The sequence below is a fragment of the Candidatus Brevundimonas phytovorans genome (assembly GCA_029203145.1).
GTDB lineage: Bacteria > Pseudomonadota > Alphaproteobacteria > Caulobacterales > Caulobacteraceae > Brevundimonas > Brevundimonas phytovorans.
The window spans coordinates 3,033,662-3,052,208 of sequence record CP119309.1 but is presented as its reverse complement, the minus strand read 5'-3'; the positions used below and the strand labels follow the sequence as shown (position 1 = coordinate 3,052,208).

At 68.0% G+C, this 18,547-nt stretch carries 23 protein-coding genes and 1 pseudogene; 19 read left to right on the top strand and 5 right to left on the bottom strand.

Annotated elements, in window-relative coordinates:
* Positions 1 to 131: 131 nt before the first annotated feature.
* The 6 genes from P0Y52_14950 to P0Y52_14925 all read left to right on the top strand — a co-directional run bounded on the left by P0Y52_14950 (position 132) and on the right by P0Y52_14925 (position 3,737).
* Positions 132 to 578 (top strand): hypothetical protein, encoded by a 447-nt coding sequence (locus P0Y52_14950; protein ID WEK57818.1) that lies wholly within the window; start codon positions 132 to 134, stop codon positions 576 to 578.
* A gap of 127 nt (positions 579 to 705) precedes the next feature.
* Positions 706 to 1,167: a translation initiation factor IF-2 gene (locus P0Y52_14945; GenBank protein WEK57817.1), complete on the top strand. Its 462-nt coding sequence runs from the start codon at positions 706 to 708 to the stop codon at positions 1,165 to 1,167.
* Between the two features lie 105 nt (positions 1,168 to 1,272).
* Positions 1,273 to 1,740: a hypothetical protein gene (locus tag P0Y52_14940; protein ID WEK57816.1), complete on the top strand. Its 468-nt coding sequence runs from the start codon at positions 1,273 to 1,275 to the stop codon at positions 1,738 to 1,740.
* A gap of 111 nt (positions 1,741 to 1,851) precedes the next feature.
* Entirely contained in the window at positions 1,852 to 2,400 is a 549-nt protein-coding gene (locus P0Y52_14935; protein ID WEK57815.1) for a hypothetical protein, read from the top strand.
* A gap of 53 nt (positions 2,401 to 2,453) precedes the next feature.
* Positions 2,454 to 3,092: a LysE family translocator gene (locus tag P0Y52_14930; GenBank protein ID WEK57814.1), complete on the top strand. Its 639-nt coding sequence runs from the start codon at positions 2,454 to 2,456 to the stop codon at positions 3,090 to 3,092.
* Positions 3,093 to 3,179: 87 nt separating this feature from the next.
* Positions 3,180 to 3,737, top strand: a complete 558-nt coding sequence (locus P0Y52_14925) for a hypothetical protein (GenBank protein ID WEK57813.1) — start codon at positions 3,180 to 3,182, stop codon at positions 3,735 to 3,737.
* Between the two features lie 138 nt (positions 3,738 to 3,875).
* Here the strand turns inward: P0Y52_14925 and P0Y52_14920 are convergent, their stop codons facing one another.
* On the bottom strand, positions 3,876 to 4,616 hold the full coding sequence (locus tag P0Y52_14920; protein WEK57812.1) for a DUF6065 family protein: 741 nt from the start codon (positions 4,614 to 4,616) through the stop codon (positions 3,876 to 3,878).
* A 161-nt stretch (positions 4,617 to 4,777) separates the two neighbouring features.
* On the opposite strand from P0Y52_14920, the gene P0Y52_14915 reads away from it, so the two are divergent.
* The 9 genes from P0Y52_14915 to P0Y52_14875 all read left to right on the top strand — a co-directional run bounded on the left by P0Y52_14915 (position 4,778) and on the right by P0Y52_14875 (position 9,590).
* On the top strand, positions 4,778 to 5,245 hold the full coding sequence (locus P0Y52_14915; protein WEK59509.1) for a prolyl-tRNA synthetase associated domain-containing protein: 468 nt from the start codon (positions 4,778 to 4,780) through the stop codon (positions 5,243 to 5,245).
* Positions 5,246 to 5,299: 54 nt separating this feature from the next.
* Positions 5,300 to 5,512 carry a ParD-like family protein gene (locus tag P0Y52_14910; GenBank protein ID WEK59508.1) on the top strand — a complete coding sequence of 71 codons (213 nt, stop codon included), beginning with the start codon at positions 5,300 to 5,302 and terminating at the stop codon, positions 5,510 to 5,512.
* On the top strand, positions 5,509 to 6,279 hold the full coding sequence (map, locus tag P0Y52_14905; GenBank protein ID WEK57811.1) for a type I methionyl aminopeptidase: 771 nt from the start codon (positions 5,509 to 5,511) through the stop codon (positions 6,277 to 6,279). The genes P0Y52_14910 and map overlap by 4 nt, the downstream gene beginning before the upstream one ends.
* A gap of 787 nt (positions 6,280 to 7,066) precedes the next feature.
* The gene (gene trxA / locus P0Y52_14900; GenBank protein ID WEK57810.1) at positions 7,067 to 7,966 is read left to right on the top strand and encodes a thioredoxin; all 900 of its coding nucleotides are present in this window, start codon (positions 7,067 to 7,069) and stop codon (positions 7,964 to 7,966) included.
* A gap of 15 nt (positions 7,967 to 7,981) precedes the next feature.
* A complete protein-coding gene (locus tag P0Y52_14895; protein ID WEK57809.1) occupies positions 7,982 to 8,641 on the top strand; it encodes an LON peptidase substrate-binding domain-containing protein in 660 nt (219 codons plus the stop codon).
* 104 nt (positions 8,642 to 8,745) lie between these two features.
* Positions 8,746 to 8,940 (top strand): Trm112 family protein, encoded by a 195-nt coding sequence (locus tag P0Y52_14890; GenBank protein WEK57808.1) that lies wholly within the window; start codon positions 8,746 to 8,748, stop codon positions 8,938 to 8,940.
* A gap of 91 nt (positions 8,941 to 9,031) precedes the next feature.
* Positions 9,032 to 9,181: a hypothetical protein gene (locus P0Y52_14885; GenBank protein ID WEK57807.1), complete on the top strand. Its 150-nt coding sequence runs from the start codon at positions 9,032 to 9,034 to the stop codon at positions 9,179 to 9,181.
* Complete coding sequence (locus P0Y52_14880; GenBank protein ID WEK57806.1) at positions 9,181 to 9,387, top strand: hypothetical protein; 207 nt, start codon at positions 9,181 to 9,183, stop codon at positions 9,385 to 9,387. Before P0Y52_14885 ends, P0Y52_14880 begins: the two co-directional genes overlap by 1 nt.
* Before the next feature lie 8 nt (positions 9,388 to 9,395).
* Positions 9,396 to 9,590, top strand: coding sequence for a hypothetical protein (locus P0Y52_14875; GenBank protein WEK59518.1), 195 nt, complete (start codon positions 9,396 to 9,398; stop codon positions 9,588 to 9,590).
* Between the two features lie 30 nt (positions 9,591 to 9,620).
* On the opposite strand, the pseudogene P0Y52_14870 reads toward P0Y52_14875, so the two are convergent.
* Positions 9,621 to 9,740 (bottom strand): annotated as a pseudogene (locus P0Y52_14870) (hypothetical protein).
* A gap of 49 nt (positions 9,741 to 9,789) precedes the next feature.
* Positions 9,790 to 11,040 (bottom strand): UbiH/UbiF/VisC/COQ6 family ubiquinone biosynthesis hydroxylase, encoded by a 1,251-nt coding sequence (locus P0Y52_14865; GenBank protein WEK57805.1) that lies wholly within the window; start codon positions 11,038 to 11,040, stop codon positions 9,790 to 9,792.
* Between the two features lie 144 nt (positions 11,041 to 11,184).
* Between P0Y52_14865 and P0Y52_14860 the strand changes: the two genes are divergently transcribed.
* The 4 genes from P0Y52_14860 (at position 11,185) to P0Y52_14845 (ending at position 16,675) form a co-directional block, all read left to right on the top strand.
* A complete protein-coding gene (locus P0Y52_14860; protein ID WEK57804.1) occupies positions 11,185 to 13,665 on the top strand; it encodes a DNA translocase FtsK in 2,481 nt (826 codons plus the stop codon).
* Positions 13,666 to 13,953: 288 nt separating this feature from the next.
* Positions 13,954 to 14,589, top strand: a complete 636-nt coding sequence (locus P0Y52_14855; GenBank protein ID WEK57803.1) for an outer membrane lipoprotein carrier protein LolA — start codon at positions 13,954 to 13,956, stop codon at positions 14,587 to 14,589.
* A 233-nt stretch (positions 14,590 to 14,822) separates the two neighbouring features.
* On the top strand, positions 14,823 to 15,626 hold the full coding sequence (gene xth / locus P0Y52_14850) for an exodeoxyribonuclease III (protein ID WEK57802.1): 804 nt from the start codon (positions 14,823 to 14,825) through the stop codon (positions 15,624 to 15,626).
* Between the two features lie 89 nt (positions 15,627 to 15,715).
* Complete coding sequence (locus P0Y52_14845) at positions 15,716 to 16,675, top strand: hypothetical protein (protein ID WEK57801.1); 960 nt, start codon at positions 15,716 to 15,718, stop codon at positions 16,673 to 16,675.
* Between the two features lie 220 nt (positions 16,676 to 16,895).
* Here P0Y52_14845 and gcvA read toward each other — a convergent pair whose 3' ends face one another.
* Positions 16,896 to 17,819, bottom strand: coding sequence for a transcriptional regulator GcvA (gcvA, locus tag P0Y52_14840; protein ID WEK57800.1), 924 nt, complete (start codon positions 17,817 to 17,819; stop codon positions 16,896 to 16,898).
* Between the two features lie 7 nt (positions 17,820 to 17,826).
* Positions 17,827 to 18,513: a response regulator transcription factor gene (locus P0Y52_14835; protein ID WEK57799.1), complete on the bottom strand. Its 687-nt coding sequence runs from the start codon at positions 18,511 to 18,513 to the stop codon at positions 17,827 to 17,829.
* Between the last annotated feature and the right edge of the window lie 34 nt (positions 18,514 to 18,547).

The following is an 18,547-nucleotide window of genomic DNA, read 5'->3' as shown; positions in this document are numbered from 1 at the left end:
AGCCTGAGCTTATCCGCCCATCGCGCCAATTGCCTACAAGCCCCGCCTCGCAAGGCTGTTTCCACATCGATGTTAATATGTCTATTCTGGCTGCAAATGGAGTTCTCGGCTCCCGCTCAACGGAACGGATCATGTCCTCGCGCCTCGCTCTGATCGCCGCCGCCGTTTTCACCCTCGCCGCCCCGGCCTTCGCCCAGGAGGGGACAGCGCCCACAGCCGCGGTCCAGGGCGCCCCGTCGGCGGAGGTCAGGGCTTTCGAGATCAAGGCGGAGGCCTTCACCGCCCGCCTCGCCCAACTTCAGTCCGAACTCGAAACCGCCATTGCAGCAGCGGGCGGCGATCAGAGCCGCGGGATGGCTGCGGTCGAGGCGATCATCGCGCGGTACGAACCCGAAATCGACGCCTTCGTGCCCGAGCTTGAATCCTTCTTCGACGCTCAGATCGCCATCGCGACGAGCGACGAGCAAAAGGTTTCTCTGGCCGAATCAAAGGCCGACAACAGCCTCAGGCTGCGCGGCATGGTTCAGCACATCCGCACCTTCGCCCCGGATTTCATCGCCGCCGGCGGCCGCTCCTAGCGCCGCCACAGCCGAAGCGCGACCTCAACCGGCGCTCCAGAATGCGAAAACCCTCCACATCGTCGCAGAAGTGCGCAACCTTCTGCGACGATGGAGCCTTCAAGCTCCCAATCTCTCGGAGCTCCTGATGTCCCTACGCCTCGTTCTCGCCGCTGCGGCGACGCTCGCCTTCGCCGCGCCCGCCTTCGCTCAGGACGCCGCCCCTTCGGGCCCCGCCGCCGCCGCGCCCGCCATGTCGCCCGAGGAAACCGCCTTTGAAGCCAGGGGCATGGCCTTCGAGGCCGAGACGCGCCAGATGGGTGTCGAACTGCAGGCGGTGATGGAAGACGCCGCCCTCGACGCCGCGACCAAGAAGAGCCGCACCAACGCGATCATCGACCGCTATGCGCCCCAGTTCGAGGCCTTCGCCGGTGAACTGGAAAGCTTCCTGCGCGCCACGGCCGCCCGCCCCGAGCGCGCCGCCCAGAAGGAAGAAATCCTCGCCGCCGCCGAAGCCGCCCCGGCCCAGCTGCGCAACGCCCCGGCCCAGATCCGCGCCAGCATCGATCAGGCCCTGGCCGCGCCGGCAACCCCCGCCGCCCCCAACTGATCCAACGCAAGGGACGAGCCCAGGCGCGTCCCTTGCCGCTATTTCACTTGAGATCGGCGCGCCTTGAATTGACCCCGCTCGCGATCCGCAAAAGGAGCCTCCGTCATGATCCGCGCCCTGTCGCTCGTCGCAACGGCGGCCCTCGCCTTCGCCGCCCCCGTCGTGGCTCAGCAAGCCCCCGCCGCGAACTCGGGACCGCCCATCATCCTGCCCATCTCACCCAAGTCGCCCGCCGAAGCGGAATTGGAGGTCAAGACTGAGGCCTTCAAGATCCGCATCGCGCCGCTCCAGGCCGAGCTCCATGCCGCTGTCAGAGCCTCCGGCGGCGACACGGCCAAGGGTATGGCCGCTGTGGACGCCGTTCTGGCGCGCTATCGTCCCGACATCGAGAGCTACGCCGTCGAGCTAGACGCCTATTTCGACGGCCTGATCGGCGAGGCGCCCGACGACGCGACCCGTCAGCGCATCGCCGCAGACAAGGCCAAGGCCGGCGCGACGCTGCGCGGCATCCCCGATCAGATCCGCGCAGGCGCCCCTCAGGCGATCGCCTCCATGGGCGGCGCATCGCAGTAGAGGTCCCGACGGAAGCGGGCGTAGGGCTCATCGCGGCGCCTTACCGCGATTTCACTTGAGATCGGGCTTCCTTGGGCGGACCTTGCCGCGTCCGCCCAAGGAGATCTCCTCATGATCCGCGCCCTGTCGCTCGCCGCCGCCCTCGCCCTGCTGCCCGTCTCCGCCGCCGTGGCGGAAGAGAGCCGGACCGCCGCCGAGGTCCAGCTGGAGGCCGCCGCCGCCGCCTTCGAGGCCAAGATGGAGGAGTTCGGCGAACGCGCCGAAGCCATCCAGGACGACGACGCCCTCGACGACACGACCAAGGGCCTGCGCGTCGCCGCCCTGTGGGCGGAATACCAGCCCCACGTCACCGCCTTCACCACCATGGCCACGGCGCAGGCCGGCGAGATCGCCAGTCAGGCCCTGGCCGAGATCGACATCGACGCCGTGGTTGCGGAGAGCCTGGCCGGGGTCGCCCCCATGGTTCACGGCATGGCCAGCAACAGCGCCTGGGCCCAGGCCGACCCCGACCAGATGGTCACCTACGGCCTGATGGCCGACTACGCCGTCGCTCAGTCGCAAGATGCGCTGGACGAGGTCGATGCGGCCTTCATGATCCCCCCGGCGCCCCCGGCCCCGCCGGCCGAACCCGCCCGACCGGCTGAGCCCGCCAAAATCTGATCCGGTCGCTCAACCTGGCTTGACCTGACCGGCCCTCCGCCGGAAAGGGGCTGATGGCCGTTCTTCCCGTCGATCCCCATCTCTACGCCGCCTTCCTCGGCGTCATGGCCGTCATGGCCGTCACCCCCGGCCCGGCCAACCTGTTCGCCGTGGCCACGGGCATGGAGAAGGGTCGCGCCTCCGCCCTGATCGGCGTGGTGGGCATGAACGCCGCCACCCTGGTCTGGTTCGGCGCCGCCGCCCTCGGCCTCGGCGCCCTGGTCGCCGCCTTCCCCCAGGTCTTCCGCATCATCGCCGTGCTCGGCGCCCTCTATGTCGCCTGGCTGGGAATCAAGGCCCTGCACGGCGCCTTCGCCACCGCCGCCGAGCCCGATCATGTCGAGGTTCGACGCGGCCGCAGCGCCCTGGTCGACGGCTTCACGGTCCAGATCGCCAACCCCAAGGCCATCCTTTTCTTCACCGCCGTCCTGCCGCCCTTTCTGGATATGAACCGCCCGGTCGCGCCTCAGCTGGCCCTGTTCGCCCTGGCCACCATCGGCATGGACCTGCTGTCGATGAGCGCCTACGGCCTGGGCGGCGCCGCTTTGGCCGCGCGGATGAACCAGCCCCGCTTCAAGCGCGGCTTCGGCGTCTTCGTCGGCGCCCTTCTGATCCTGGCGGCGATCCTGATCGTATCGCGATTGCACGGTTAGGTCATTTGTGTCCGTGATGAGGAACTTGGCTGTTCATGCCCCGTTCAGACCCACGGACGTTCACTGGACGTTCAAGGAGACACTCCCATGAAAAACCTTCGCAAGACGACGGTTCTGGTGGCTCTCGCCGGCGCCCTGGCGCTGGGCGCCTGCGCCACCGCCACCCCCTATCAGCCCGCGGGCTACAACGGCGAGCGCGGCGGCTATGCCGAGCAGCGGCTCGAGGCCAACCGCTACAGCGTCAGCTTCTCGGGCAATTCGGTCACTTCGCGCGATCAGGTCGAGATGTCGCTGCTGCTGCGCTCGGCCGAGCTGACGGTCGAGAACGGCTACGACTGGTTCGCCACCGTCACCCGCGCCACCGACCGCGACACCCGCTTCTATACGACGCCCGACCCCTTCTACTATGACCGCTACGGCCCCTACTGGGGTCCTCAGTGGCGTTTCTACCAGCGCGGCTACTGGAGCACCTGGGATCCCTACTGGGGTCGTGACCGCGACATCCGTCAGGTCGACCGCTACGAAGCCACCGCCGAGATCGTCATGGGTCGCGGTCCCAAGCCCGCTGGCGACCCCAACGCCTTCGACGCCCGCGAGGTCATCAACAACCTCGGCCCGCGCGTGGCCCGGCCTGTCTCCAAGTAAGGGCGCTATCGCGCGCGGAGAGCGGCCCGAACTGAAAACGCCCGCCTCATCGCTGAGGCGGGCGTTGCTGTATGTGATCATGGCCTCAAGTAGCGCGAAGCGCGGTAGGCCTCTTCAAGAAAGACCCTCGGGGCGGCGCTAGCCGACCCGAGGCGTCTTCAAGCGGCGCTTGTTGGCGTGGGTCGCCGGCGCCGTGCCGAGCGCTTCCGGCACCTCTCCCTTGAAGTAGAAGCGCTGCCAGGCCTCCTTGGCCGCGTCGGGATCGCCCGAGGCCAGGCGGGTGTTGAAGTCGGTGCGCGCCCGGTTCCAGGCGTCGAACTGGCCCTTCATGCCGGGATTGGAGTCCAGCGAACGGATCACCGGCTCGAACGCCTCCACCTTCCTGTGCTCGACCGGCAGGATGAAGCAGAAGGGCTCGCCCTTCTCGAACTTGACCTTGCCCGGCCGCGTGAAGATCCAGTTCATGGTGAAGGGGAAGGGCAGCCAGTCGGTCTCGATCAGACCGGTCAGCGGCTGGATGCCGTCCTTGACGTGGTTCGGCGAGCCTTGCGCCAGCATGCCCCAGCCCGGCGGCGTCCTGAACAGGTACTGCGGGTGCATGGTCAGCACCCCGCGCGAGAAGTGCGAGGTGACGAAGTGGTCCAGCTCCGGCTGCGGCCGGTCGGGCGTGATCTTGATATCCGACTGGGCCGGGCCGCCGTTCCATTCGGCGGTGAAGCCGAACGGGACCAGGATCTCCCACCCCGTGGTGTTGGCCATGGTCAGCGGCAGGCAGCGATAGGGATGCCGGCTGGCGAAGGCGTCCATCCAGTTGCGCGACTGACGGCCCGGCACCAGGTCGCACGGCCGGGGGCTCATCGGATAGCATTCCAGTTCCAAGACGTGGGCTCCCAAAGACAACGAACAGAGGCTAACGATTGCAGCCTCCTCCCTATCGCCCCCGCCGCCCGCCCGACAAGGCCGAGATGACCGACACCGCCGCCGACCCCACTGGTCCCGCCCCCATCCCGGCCTATGACCGCGCCCGCCTGCTGGCCTGGATGGCCGACAACGACGTGGCCCAGACCACCCACGACCACCCCGCCGTCTTCCGCGTCGAGGAGGGGCTGGACCTCAAGGCCGGCCTGCCCGGCCTGCATACCAAGAACCTGTTTCTCAAGGACAAGAAAGGCCGGCTGTGGCTGATCTCGGCGGCCCAGGACACGGTCATCGACCTGAAGCGCGCCCACCGGACGCTCGGCTCCGACCGTCTCTCCTTCGGCAACGAGACCCTGATGTGGGAGACGCTGGGCGTCCGTCCCGGCTCGGTCACGGCGCTGGGCCTGATCAACGACACCGACCGGCGCGTGACCTTCGTCCTCGATCAGCGCCTGTGGGACGCCGCTGTCGTCAACTTCCACCCCCTGACCAATACGGCGACCACCGCTCTGGATCAGGCCGCCTTCCGCCGCGTCCTGACCCTGCTGGACCGCGAACCCCTGGTCGTGGACTTCGACGCTCTGGACTAAGCCGCCTGCTTGGGTATATGCAACATATATGAAACGTATATGCGAGGTCGCCTCATGGGCATCGTCAATATCGAGGACGAACTGCACGAGCAGCTGCGCCGGGCCAGCAAGGCCTCGTGCCGCTCAATCAACGCCCAGGCCGCCTTCTGGATCAGGATCGGCATGCTGGGCGAGTTGAACCCCGGCCTCTCCTTTCAGGACCTGATGGCGCGCGAGTTGAAGGCGGCGGGCGTCGGCGCCCCTGATCTGTCGGCCGCCGCCGCATGACCAAGACCCCGGCCGAGATCGAACTGATGGCCGAGGCCGGGCGCCTGCTGGCCTCCGTCTTCACCCATCTGGACGGCCTGACGCTCGCGGGCCTGAGCACCCTGCAGATCGACGCCCTGGTCGAAACCTTCATCGTCGATCAGCTGCAGGCCCGCCCCGCCAGCAAGGGCCAGTACGGCTACGGCTTCGTGCTCAACAGCTCGCGCAATCAGGTCGTCTGCCACGGCGTGCCGTCGGCGGACGAGATCCTGCGCGACGGCGACATCGTCAATCTGGACATCACTCTGGAGAAGAACGGCTTCATCGCCGATTCCAGCAAGACCTATCTGATCGGCGACGTGGCCCGCCCCGCACGCCGTCTGGTCCAGGCCACCTATGAGGCCCTGTGGAAGGGCATCCGTGCCGTCCGTCCCGGCGCCACGCTGGGCGACATCGGCCACGCCATCGAACGCCACGCCACGAAGAACGGCTATTCCATCGTCCGCGAATTCTGCGGCCACGGCATCGGCCGCGAAATGCACGAAGCGCCCCAGGTCCTGCATTTCGGCAAGCCCGGAACCGGCCTGCGGCTGCGCGAAGGCATGGTCTTCACCATCGAACCCATGCTGAACCAGGGCCGCCGCACCGTCGCCACCCTGGACGACGGCTGGACCGTCGTCACCACCGACGGCAAGCTCTCCGCCCAGTTCGAACACACCGTCTGCGTCACCTCCAACGGCGTCCGCGTCCTGACCCTGCGCCCCGACGAGGCGCGGCTAGCCGCCTAGGCGCCGCAGAGGCGTCCGCTATCGGCAGGTCAGGTGATGCCCGCTCCCGACGGTGTGCGCTTTCGCTTTCGTCATCCTCCGGCGAGCGCAGCGAGACCGGGGGACCCAGCGGCGCGCGAGAGCGCGAACCTGTCGCAGTCTGACCGTTGGTAGCCTCATCGCGGCGGTTCAAGTCGGATAATGGAACGTCCGCCACCCCCCCTTAAGCGAACTTCGCTTCACGACCCGTTGCGGACCTAACGGTCGCGCCTTTTCAATGCGGCAGAACCATACCGTCGCAGAAGTTCGAAAACGATCAAACCAGCACCGCTGGCACCCATGTGAAGAGCCAGGAAGCGCCAGGCGACTCGTTCGCACCCATCAGGTGGGCAAGCGCTGAGGACGATTAGTGGAGCAACAATGAGCATCACTGTGCAAATGAGTATGCCCGTGCAACCAAGCCCCTCGAAGTAGCGAAGTCGTTTGGTCTGCTTTTCCTCAGGGCTCATCGAATGACTTTGCAGATGGAATGGCGCGCTACGCAATAGTCCGTTTTCCACCCTCAGCCGACATTCCTCGGGTCCGTTTCCCGCCCGCGCGTCCCCTTCTGACGCAGGCCCCTGCTATGGCGACCTTCATGGCGGGCCGCAGGGCGGTCGATTTCAGACGAATTGGACTCTGTTTTTTCGCCGCCGGGTCCCAAGCCTCTAGGCGCGGCGGCGACTGCGTCCATTTCAACGCTTGATGGCGAGGCATCCCGACGCCATCTGATCCGTTACGATTCTTCGATCCAGATGCGGACCCGATCATGACCTTCGCCGACCCGACGCTGAACCCGCCCGCCGACCTGATCAAGGACGGCACGGACGCCTCCTTCATGGCCGACGTGATCGAGGCCTCGAAACATCAGCCGGTCATCGTCGACTTCTGGGCCACCTGGTGCGGCCCGTGCCGGACCCTCGGTCCCGCTCTGGAGAAGGCCGTGCGCGGCGCCGCCGGCGCGGTGAAGATGGTCAAGATCGACGTGGATGCGAACCCGGCCTATGCGGGCCAGCTCAAGGTCCAGTCGATCCCGACCGTCTATGCCTTCGTCAACGGCCAGCCGGTCGACGGCTTCCAGGGCGCCATCCCCGACAGCCAGATCAAGGCCTTCATCGACAAGCTGACCGGCGGCGCCGGCGTCAACACCGACATCGAGCAACTGCTGTCGCTGGGCGAGGAATCCCTGTCGCTGAACGACCTGGGCGGCGCGGCCCAGGCCTTCGCCCACGTCCTGACCATGGAGGCCGACCACCCCAAGGCCATCGCCGGCATGGCCCGCGTCTACCTGGCCGAGGGCGACGCCGAACAGGCGCGCCAGACCATCGCCATGGCCCCTGCCGACTCCCCCGATCCCATGGTGCAAAGCGTCCGCGCCCAGCTGGCCCTGGCCGCCTCGGCCCCGACCGGCGCCACCGCCGAACTGGAAGCGAAGATCGCCGCCGATCCCAATGATCATCAGGCCCGTTTCGACCTGTCGCTGGCCCTGGCGTCGGCGGGTGATCTGGGCGGCGCCGTCGATCAGTTGCTGGCCATCGTCAAGGCCGACCGCGAGTGGAACGACCAGGCGGCGCGCAAGCAGCTGCTGACCGTGTTCGAAGCGGCCGGCGGCGCCAGCGAGATCGCCCGCGACGGCCGCCGTCGCCTGTCCTCCATCCTGTTCGCCTGACCGGAGAGCGCAGCGATGGCGCAGGGCTATATCAAGGCGATTGAACTGCCCCAGGTGATCCCGGTCTTTCCTCTGCCGGGGTCCATCCTGCTGTCGCGCGGCCAGCTGCCGCTGAACGTGTTCGAGCCGCGCTATCTGAACATGGTGGACGACGCCATGGCCGGGGATCGGATGATCGGCCTGATCCAGACCTTGACCGGGCTGGACAATCCCTTGCCGCCGCTGAGCCGCGTCGGCTGCGCGGGACGCATCACCAGCTTCAACGAGACCTCGGACGGGCGCTATCTGATCACCCTGACCGGGGTCTGCCGGTTCCGCGTCACCACCGAGCTTCAGGTCAAGACGCCCTATCGTCAGGTTCACGCGGACTTCGCCCCCTTCGAGGCCGACCTGCACGCCCCCGATCCCAGCAACCATTTCGACCGCGACCACTTCCTCGACGCCCTGCGCCCCTATCTGGAACACCGGGGCCTGAACGTGGACTGGGACACCGCCGAAGCCGCGCCGCAGGAGGCCCTGATCAACAGCCTGGCCATGGCCCTGCCCTTCGAGCCGCCCGAGAAACAGGCCCTGCTGGAGGCCATGACGCTGGAAGACCGCGCCGAGGCCCTGACCGCCCTGCTGCGCATCGACGCCGCCGACCCCGGCGACGACGACGGCCCGGCGATGCAGTAGCCGCCACTCACAACCAGCGCGTCAGAGCGTCCGTCCCGTAGGGACACGGCCCGCCAAACGGGCTCAAGTAGCGCGAAGCGCGATAGCCCACTAAGAAAGACTTCATGAGCGACGCCTTCAACACCCCCGTCTCGGTCGATCCCCGCCTGCTGGAGGTCCTGGTCTGCCCGGTCACCCGCGGCCGCCTGACCTATGACCGCGAGCGCAACGAGCTGATCTCGGCGGGCGCCAAGCTGGCCTTCCCCATCCGCGACGGCGTGCCGATCATGCTGGCCGAGGACGCCCGTCCCCTCGACTAAAGCTTACGCCGCGCTTAGGCGGGCGCCCCGCTTTCCGCATCGCGCCCTTACGCCCCTTGGGCGTCTTCTTCGCCGTCTGAAGGAGATGCCCATGAGCCGCCGCGCCCTGCTGAACCAGTCCCTCAACCGCGCCGCCCCGCCTGGAGCCCCCTCCAGCGTCTGGCGCATGACCCAGACCGTTCTGACCCTCTATCTCGGCTGCACCCCGCGGGACCCCGCCGACCGGAGCCGCCCGCGATGATGAGCGGCTATCCCGACGCCGGCATCCCTGAAATTCAGGCCGAGGCCGTGCCCCACAGCAGCCGCACCTATGGCGTCGTCGCTCGCGACGGCGGCTGGTGCGTCACGCTGGACAGCTGCGCCACGCGGCCCTTTCCTGACCGCGAGGCGGCGCTGCGCATCGCCAGACAGCTTCAACGCCAGGCCGACCGCCTGAACCACGCCTAGCCGCAAGCATGACCGCCGCGCCTCTTTCCCATGCCCGTCCCGTCCTGTTCGAGATCAGCCGCATCGGCCGAGTCTGGCGTCTGGCCTCGTCGGACGGCCTCTTCTTCGGCCTGTTCCAGACCCGCGCCTCGGCCCTGCGCTGCGCGGTCGAAGAAGCCGACCGCCGCGACGGCGGCGACGTCCTGCTGCACACCCACGACTGACCTAAGACGCGTCTTTCCTCCCCATTTCATGGGGAGGTGGCGCGGAGCGAAGCGACGTGACGGAGGGGGCGTCTCGACGGTTGAAGGCGGCATCGCCCCCTCCACCGCTACGCGGTCCCCCTCCCCACATAGTGGGGAGGAAGGCGCCAAGCCCTCAAACAGCGAGCGCCCGCGGCGCGAGCGATAGGGCCTCTTGGCTTTAAAGACTCTCGCCTCGCAAGAGGCGCGGCAGATCGCCCGTCGCGCCGCCGGCCTCGTGCATGAAGGCGCGGCGCAGGGGGGCGATGCGGTTGACCGCCGCCATGCCCAGATCGCGCGCCAGCCGCACCGGCGCCAGGTCGTTCGAGAACAGCCGCACGAAGCCGTCGAAGCCTGCCGCCAGAGCCGCATTGTCGAAGCGGCGCCAGCGGGCGTAACGTTCCAGCACCAGCTCCGAACCGATGTCCTCGCCGATCCGCACGGCGTCAGTCAGCACCTCGGCCAGGGCGGCGGCGTCCTTCAGCCCCATGTTCAGCCCCTGCCCGGCCACCGGGTGCACCCCGTGGGCGGCGTCGCCGAGGATGGCGATGCGCGGCGCGGTCAGCTTCTCGGCCAGTTGCAGCGACAACGGATAGACAAAGCGCGGCCCCACCACCTCGACCCCGTCCAGGAACTCGCCGAAGCGCCGCATCAGGTGGGCGTGGAAGGCCTCGTCCGAAGCCGCCTTCAGCGCCTCGGCCCGGCGCGTGCTCTCGGTCCAGACCAGGCTGGCGCGCTGCTCCGTCAGGGGCAGGATGGCGAAGGGGCCGTCGGGCAGGAAATACTCGTGGGCGACATTGCCGTGATCGCGGCCCAGCTTGACCGTCGCCACCACGCCGCTCTGGCCATAGGCCCAGCCCAGGGTGTCGATCCCGGCGGCCTGACGCACGGTCGAGCCGCGCCCCTCGGCGCCCACGACCAGGGGCGCGGCGATGGTCGAACCGTCCTTCAGCGTCACCGTCGCCAGCCCCGGCCCGACCTCGACCCCATCCACTGAAGCCGGTGCGCGGACCTCGATCCCGGCAGCGGTCACAGCCTCGGCCAGGGCCGTGCGGATGCGGCGGTTCTCCAGCATATAGCCCAGGGGCTCGCCGCCGTTGCGGTCGCCGATCTCGTCGGCGTCAAAGCGGATATAGGCCGGCGACGGCGGGCGGCTGGCGGCGCCCGGCCGCTTGCCGTCCGTCACCAGGATGCGGTCCATGCGGCAGGCGTGGGGGCGCAAGGCTTCCCCCAGACCGAGGGCGTCCAGCATCCGGAAGGTGGAATAGGCGATGGCGGTCGAGCGCCCGTCGAAGGTCGGCGCCAGCTGGGCGTCGAAGGGCTGGGGATCGATCAGCACCGGCTTCAGCCCGCCCTGCGCCGCCGCCAGCGCAAACGTCGCCCCCGCCAGTCCCGCGCCCGCGATGATGATGTCGTAGTCCGTCTGAGCCATGCCGCCTGTGTCGCGCCGATGGCCGCCCGCGTCCAGAGGCGACAAGAGGGGCGAGAGGTCGCGGGCGCCGGATCGTCGCCTGGTAAACAGCCCCTTAACCCTGTCGCGCGACAAGGGATGGTCAGTTTTCTGAGGTTCGCCTTCATGTCCGCCGCCCTCGCGCTCAGCCAACGCGCCTGGTCCACCGCCCGCATCGTCTGGGCGGCGCCCTTCGCCGTGCGTTTCCGGGGCGTTCTGCAAGCCCTGCTGTCGACCCTGCTGCTGGTCGCCATGATTTCGTGGAACCCGGCGGACCCCAGTCTGAACGCCGCCTCGACGCAAGGGGCCACCAACTGGCTGGGCGGAACGGGGGCCACCCTGGCCGACCTGATGATGCAGTCGCTGGGCCTGGCCGCCTGGCCCGCCGTCCTGCTGCTGATCGCCTTCGGGCTGGCGACCGCCATCGGCGACGCCCTGCAACACCGGCTGCAACCGACGGCCCTCAAGGTCTTCTGCTCGGTCTGCGGCGTCCTGCTGCTGTCGGCGGCGCTGTCGGCGCTGGCCGCGCCCGCCAGATGGCCGCTGGCCGCCGGGCTGGGCGGCCTGTGGGGCGACGGCGTCACTGGCCTGTCGGCGCAAGGCCTGGCCGCCCTGCACATCCCCGCCGGGCGCTGGATCGCCGGGGGCCTGTTCCTGATCCTCGGCCTCTGGGCCCTGGGCTATGCCGTGGGTCTGCGCCTGCGCGACTTCACCGACACCGCCGGATGGGCCGCCGAGAGGCACGCCGCCCATCGCGCGGATCGCCCCGCCAAGGTTCAGACGCCCGCGAAAGCCGTGCTCAAGGGCGACGCCCGCGTCGTGGCCGAGGCCGCCGCTCCGCCTGCGCGCAAGCCTCGCCGCGCGCCCGAGCCGGACATGGCGCCCGCCGACCATGGCGGCGAAGACAACCCCTACGCCGCCGATCCCTATGCCGACGACGAGGCGCCTGGCGCCTCGGTCCCGCCGTGGGAAGACGCCGCCCCCGTCCCCCCCATCGCTCCGCCCTCGGCCACGCGCGGCGCCACCCGCGCCGCCGAGCCCAAGGTCGCCGCCGTCAAGGCGCCCCGCCCCGCCCGCGACGCCGACCAGCAGACCTTCGAGTTCGAACCCAGCGACGGCTTCGACCTGCCCTCGCTCGGCATCCTGTCCAAGCCGCAGCAGCGCGTCGGCGCGGTGGACGAGGAATCGCTGAAGCAGAACGCCAAGATGCTGGAAGGCGTGCTGCAGGAGTTCGGCGTGCGCGGCGCCATCGACCAGATCCGCCCCGGCCCCGTCGTCACCCTCTATGAACTGGTGCCCGCGCCGGGCGTGAAGCACGGTCGCGTCGTGGCCCTGGCCGACGACATCGCCCGCTCCATGTCGGCCCGCGCCTGCCGTATCGCCGTGGTTCAGGGCCGCAACGCCATCGGCATCGAACTGCCCAACGCCAAGCGCGAGACCGTCTATCTCCGCGATCTGCTGGCGAGCGGCGAATACGACAAGAAGAGCCACCTGCTGCCGCTGGCGCTGGGCGAAACCATCGGCGGCGAGCCCTATGTGGCCGACCTGGCGCGGATGCCCCACCTGCTGATCGCGGGCACCACCGGCTCGGGCAAGTCGGTCGGGGTCAACGCCATGATCCTGTCGATCCTCTATCGCCACACGCCGGCCGAATGCCGCTTCATCATGATCGACCCCAAGATGCTGGAGCTGTCGGTCTATGACGGCATTCCGCACCTGCTGGCGCCGGTCGTGACCGATCCCAAGAAGGCGGTCGTGGCCCTGAAGTGGACCGTGCGCGAGATGGAGGACCGCTATCGCCGGATGTCCAAGCTCGGCGTCCGCAACGTCGCCAGCTATAACGACCGCGCCCGCGAAGCCCAGGAGAAGGGCGAGCATTTCGAACGCACCGTCCAGACCGGCTTCGACGAGCAGGGCCGCCCAGTCTATGAATCCGAAAAAATCCGGCCCGAGCCCATGCCCTATCTGGTCGTGGTCATGGACGAGATGGCCGACCTGATGCTGGTCGCCGGCAAGGACGTGGAAGGCGCGGTCCAGCGTCTGGCCCAGATGGCCCGCGCCGCCGGCATCCACCTGATCATGGCCACCCAGCGCCCGTCGGTGGACGTGATCACCGGCACCATCAAGGCCAACTTCCCGACCCGGATCTCCTTCCAGGTCACGTCCAAGATCGACAGCCGCACCATCCTGGGCGAACAGGGCGGCGAGCAGCTGCTGGGTCAGGGCGATATGCTCTACATGGCCGGCGGCGGCCGCATCACCCGCCTGCACGGCCCCTTCGTCACCGACCAGGAAGTCGAGGAGGTGTGCAAACACCTGCGCAGCCAGGCCGAGCCCGACTACCTCGACCTGATCACCGACGAGCCGGACGGCGACGGCGACGGCGCCTTTGACGAGGACGGCGGCGGGTCGGGCGACGACCTCTATGACCGCGCCGTGGCCGTGGTCACGCGCGACCGCAAGGCCTCGACCTCCTACATCCAGCGTCGCCTGCAGATCGGCTACAATCGCGCCGCCACCCTGATCGAGCGTATGGAGCAGGAAGGCGTTGTCAGCCCCGCCAACCACGCCGGCAAGCGGGATATCCTCGCCGGCCCGCCGCCTTGACCTAGTCGGCAGCTTCGCTGCAGGGCGCTATCGCTCGCGCCGCGGGCGCTTGCTGCTTCAGCGCCGAAGCGGGCACAGACGAACGGAACCGCGCGCCCTCTGCGCCCGTTGAAGCGCCCATGTCCTCAAGCAGTGAGCGCCCGCGGCGCGAACGATAGGACCCCTAAAAACGATGAACGATGCTTCATCGGAGCGCCGAAATATGGTCAGGCTGGGGTCATGGGGTCGCCGTCTGCCTGCGGCTTGATGACCATCCGAACCCTCATCCCGAATGGGAGAAGACAAGACATGACGATTTCACGCCGCGCCTTCGGTTTCAGCGCCGCCGCCTTGGCCATCGTGGCCGCCGCGCCCGCTTCGGCCCAGTCCAACCTGTCCGCCGAGGACCAGGCCACCCTGCGTCAGGCCCAGGCCTATCTGACTGCGCTTACGGCGGCGCAGGGTAACTTCATCGAAACCGGACCGGGCGGCCAGCAACGCACCGGCAAGTTCTGGCTGCAGCGTCCCGGCAAGATGCGGTTCGAATACAGCGACCCGGCGGGCCTGCTGGTCGTGGCCGACGGCAACAACGTCAAACGCTACGACCCGCGCCTGAACGTCTTCCGTCAGGTGCCGCTGGCGGCCACGCCGCTATCCACCTTCCTGGCCCGCGAGGTCCGGCTGGATCAGGGCGTGCGCATCGACCGTGTCACCCGCATGGCCTCGGGCGCCTTCGCCATCACCGCCCGCGACGCCTCCAAGCCCAACGAAGGCTCGGTCATCCTGGCCTTCGCCGGGTCGCCGCTGCGGCTGCAGGAATGGAGCATCACCGATGCGCAAGGGTCCCGCACCCGCATCCAGCTGACCTCGCTGCAGCCCGCCTCCGGTCTGGCCTCCAGCCTGTTCCAGCTGCGCGATCCCACGCGCCGCCCCAGCCGCAACTAGAAGTCGTCGCCAGGCCGAGCGTCGTCCGGATGGCACAACCCTGACGCATTTTCTTGATTTGACTTTTTTTCGCTCTGTGACACTTTGAGCACAGGAACGACGGCGGTCGTTCTGTCCGCCATGGAATCATCCCCTCCCGGCGGTGAGAGAGACGAACCTGTTCAGCGCCCGGACCCGTTCCGGGCGCTTTTTTCATGCCCTTGTCGGGGCCGCGACCATGCTAAGGCCGGGCCATGAGCCTTCGCATCGTCACCTGGAACATCAACTCGGTCCGCCTGCGCGTCGATCAGGTCGCCCGCTTCGTCGCCGAATACGCGCCCGACGTCCTGTGCCTGCAGGAGATCAAGTGCACCGAGGACCAGTTTCCTCGGGAAGCCTTTGAGCAGATGGGCCTGCCCTATCTGAAGATCCGCGGCCAAAAGGGCTGGCACGGCGTGGCCATCGCCAGCAGGCTGCCGATCCTCGACGGCGAAGGCCCTGCGCTCGATGTATGCCGCGAGGGTCATGGCCGCTGCGTCTCGGGCCTGATCAACGGGATCGAGGTGCAGAACTTCTATATCCCGGCTGGCGGCGACATTCCCGACCGCAAGCTGAACCCGAAGTTCGATCACAAGATGGATTTCTATGAGCGCCTGACCGCCGAGATGAAGACCCGCGACCAGCAGAGACCTCTGGTCCTGGCGGGCGACTTCAACATCGCGCCGGGCGACAACGACGTCTTCAATCACAAATTCATGCTGAAGGTGGTCAGCCACACGCCGGGCGAGATCGAGACCCTGCGTCGTCTGCAAGACGCCGGGGGGTTCGCCGACGTGGTGCGCGACCAGATCCCGGACCCGGTCAAGCTGGCCAGCTGGTGGAGCTATCGCGCCAAGGACTTCCGCGTGTCGAACCGCGGCCTGAGGCTGGACCACCTGTGGACCTCGCCGGGCCTGACGCCGGCCGTGATCAAGGGCAGCGCGCGTATCCTCGACACCGTGCGCGAATGGGAACGGCCCAGCGACCACGCGCCCGTGGTCATGGATCTGGACGTCTAGAAGACCCCAACCATCCGGAGCCTCGTTGGCCCTGGACGACAATAACGGCTAAGCTTCTGGCCGAGTCGCACCACGTCCTGGGGGGGACAATGTCAAAACGAGGCCTGAGCACGATCCAGCTGGATCGCGTCGAACGCTCCTACCTGTCGATTCTGAGGGTCGGCGTCCTGGGGGTAGCCACCATCTGCCTGATCGCAGCCCTGTTCTTCGCGGGCGATGCGGCCTGGCGCTTCTTTGTTTCTACCAAGGTTGACGCCGCGCCCACCGCCGTCAGCGGTGCCGAAGTCGCCAGCGCCATGCGCGCCCCTATGTCCGCACGTCAGAGCGACGCCAACGATGGCCTTCCCGCCGAGGCCCGCGCGCGTCACGCTCGCTTCGTCAAAGACATCTTTCCTGGGTATTACGCGCTCTATCAGCGCGCCTCGACCGCCTACAATAAGCCCGAAGACAAGACGCTCAGTCCAGCCGAACTGATGGACGCCCTAGGCTATGACCTGGGAACCTATGCTGGCGGAGAAGCGCCCGATGTCGCCCTCTTCGTCGACAACCCTGACTATCAGGCGCAGGCGCGGGCCGCAGTGACGACAGCCATGGCTGATCCGGCCGTGGTGAAAAAGCTTAATGAATACAAAGTTGCACAGAAGACTGCGCGTCAGTGCTCGACCCAGTATGTGCGTCGCACCGTGTGGGATTCCAATAGCACGGCCTGCTCGGGCTGGTACTATCCGCCCTATGGCTGCAATGTCAGCCGCAACGTTCCGGTCGAGCAATGCGTCGCCGCCTACCCCGAAGGGATCGTCAGTCCCCTGGTGGCGTTCGGCAGGGCCGACGAAGCCTTCCGCGCCCTATGGCTACAGAAGGCCGATCAGAACGCCGCTGCGGCTGAAGCCAAGCGCGGCGACCGCGAAGCCCTGAGGCAGGGAATCGCGCCGCGTCTGCTGCTGGCGCTGCAGATCGCGGGCGGCTTCCTGGTGGTGATGTTCTTCTTCGTCCTGGTCGCGCTGGAGCGGCACATCCGACGGATCGCCGAACGAACCTCCTCGGTCTGACCTCAGGCGGCGCCGAGCAGCTTGGCGCCGGCCAGAACGCCCAGCAGGATCAGGGTGACGCTGCCGGTGAAGACGACGACGGCTTCGAACGAGGCGTCGGCGCGGGGATGAACGAGTTTCATGTCTGGGTCCTTTCGGCGGGGAGATCCGAATGCGCCGAACATGGTCTATCGACCCGCTGTGGACAAACCACGGTTAGGCTAGGTCGAGTGAGTTCAGATCACTCGACGGGATCGGCATGGGCCTCGGCTTCGATCCAGTTCAGGAAGCGCCGCAGCTTGGGCTCGTCGGCGCGTTCGGGCAGGACCACGGCCCAGTAGGCCAGGTTGTTGGTCAGGGCGTGATCGACCGGCTGGATCAGACGCCCCTCCTTCAGGTCGTCCGCCGCCAGGGGCGCCGAGGTCAGGGCCACGCCGCGTCCCGACAGGGCGGCCTCCAGCGCCAGATGGCTGTGGCTGAAGACCGGGCCGCGCAGGTGCTGGACGCGGGGGTCGGCAACGCCCGCGCTCTCGAACCAGGCCTTCCACCCCATGCGGTCGGCGAAGGGCAGGTCGTGCCAGGATTCATGGATCAGCACGGCGTCCAGAAGATCCGCCGGGGTCCGCATCGACCGCGCCGCCGCCAAGGACGGGGCGCAGACCGGGATCAGGCGTTCGCTCATCAACCGACGCGCGACCTGACCGGGATAGGGCCCTTCGCCGTAGCGCAGGGCCACGTCAGCCTCGCCGTTCGACAGGTCGGCGATTCGGTCTTCGGCGAAGACGATCAGGTCCAGGTCCGGGTTGTCCTCGCTGAAACGGTGCAGGCGCGGCGACAGCCACTTGCCCGCCAGCGACGGCAGGGCGGAGATCCGCAGCTGACGGCTGCGGCCCGGCCGCACGGCCTCCAGGGCGCTTTCCAGCCGTTCGAAGGCGTCGGCCACGCCCTGGGCCAGCCGGCGGCCGTCGGCGGTCAGAACCACCGAGCGGTTGAAACGGTCGAACAGACGCAGGCCCAGCCGCATCTCCAGCGCCTTGATGTGACGGCTGACGGCGCCGGGCGTGACGCCCAGCTCCTCGGCGGCCTCGCGGAAGCTGCCCAGACGGGCGGCGGCGTCGAAGGCCCGAAGCGCCACCAGAGGCGGGGTCGGACGACGCTCGCTCATGTAACCCTCAGGGCTGGAGGCGGTAGCCGCCCGCGTCGGTCAGCAGCAGACGCGCCTGACCCGGCTCGGGCTCGATCTTCTGGCGCAGGCGATAGATGTGGGTTTCCAGGGTGTGGGTGGTGACCCCGGCGTTGTAGCCCCAGACCTCGGTCAGCAGCTCCTCGCGCGACACGGGCTTGGCCCCGGCGCGATAGAGGTATTTGAGGATGTTGGTTTCCTTTTCCGTCAACCGGACCTTCTTGCCCTTGTCGTCCAGCATCATCTTCGACGCCGGGCGGAACTCGTAGGAACCGATCTGGAAGACGGCGTCCTCGGACTGCTCGTGGCTGCGCAGGTGAGCGCGGATACGGGCCAAGAGGACGGCGAAGCGGAAGGGCTTGGTGACGTAGTCGTTGGCCCCCGAGTCCAGACCCAGGATGGCGTCGGAATCCGACGACTGGGCCGTCAGCATGATGACCGGGGTCGAGACGCCCGCCTTGCGGATCAGGCGGCAGGCCTCGCGGCCGTCCATGTCGGGCAGGTCGACGTCCAGCAGGATCAGGTCGGCGCGCACCTCGCGCGCCTGACGCACCCCGTCAGTGGCGGTGGAAGCCTGAACGGGACGAAACTCCTCGTGGAGCGCCAGCTGCTCGGCCAAGGCCTCGCGCAGGTCGTCGTCGTCGTCGATGATGAGGATCGTCTTGGGGGTCGCCATGACTAGAGAATGGCGAGGCTTGAGAGGTTCGCCA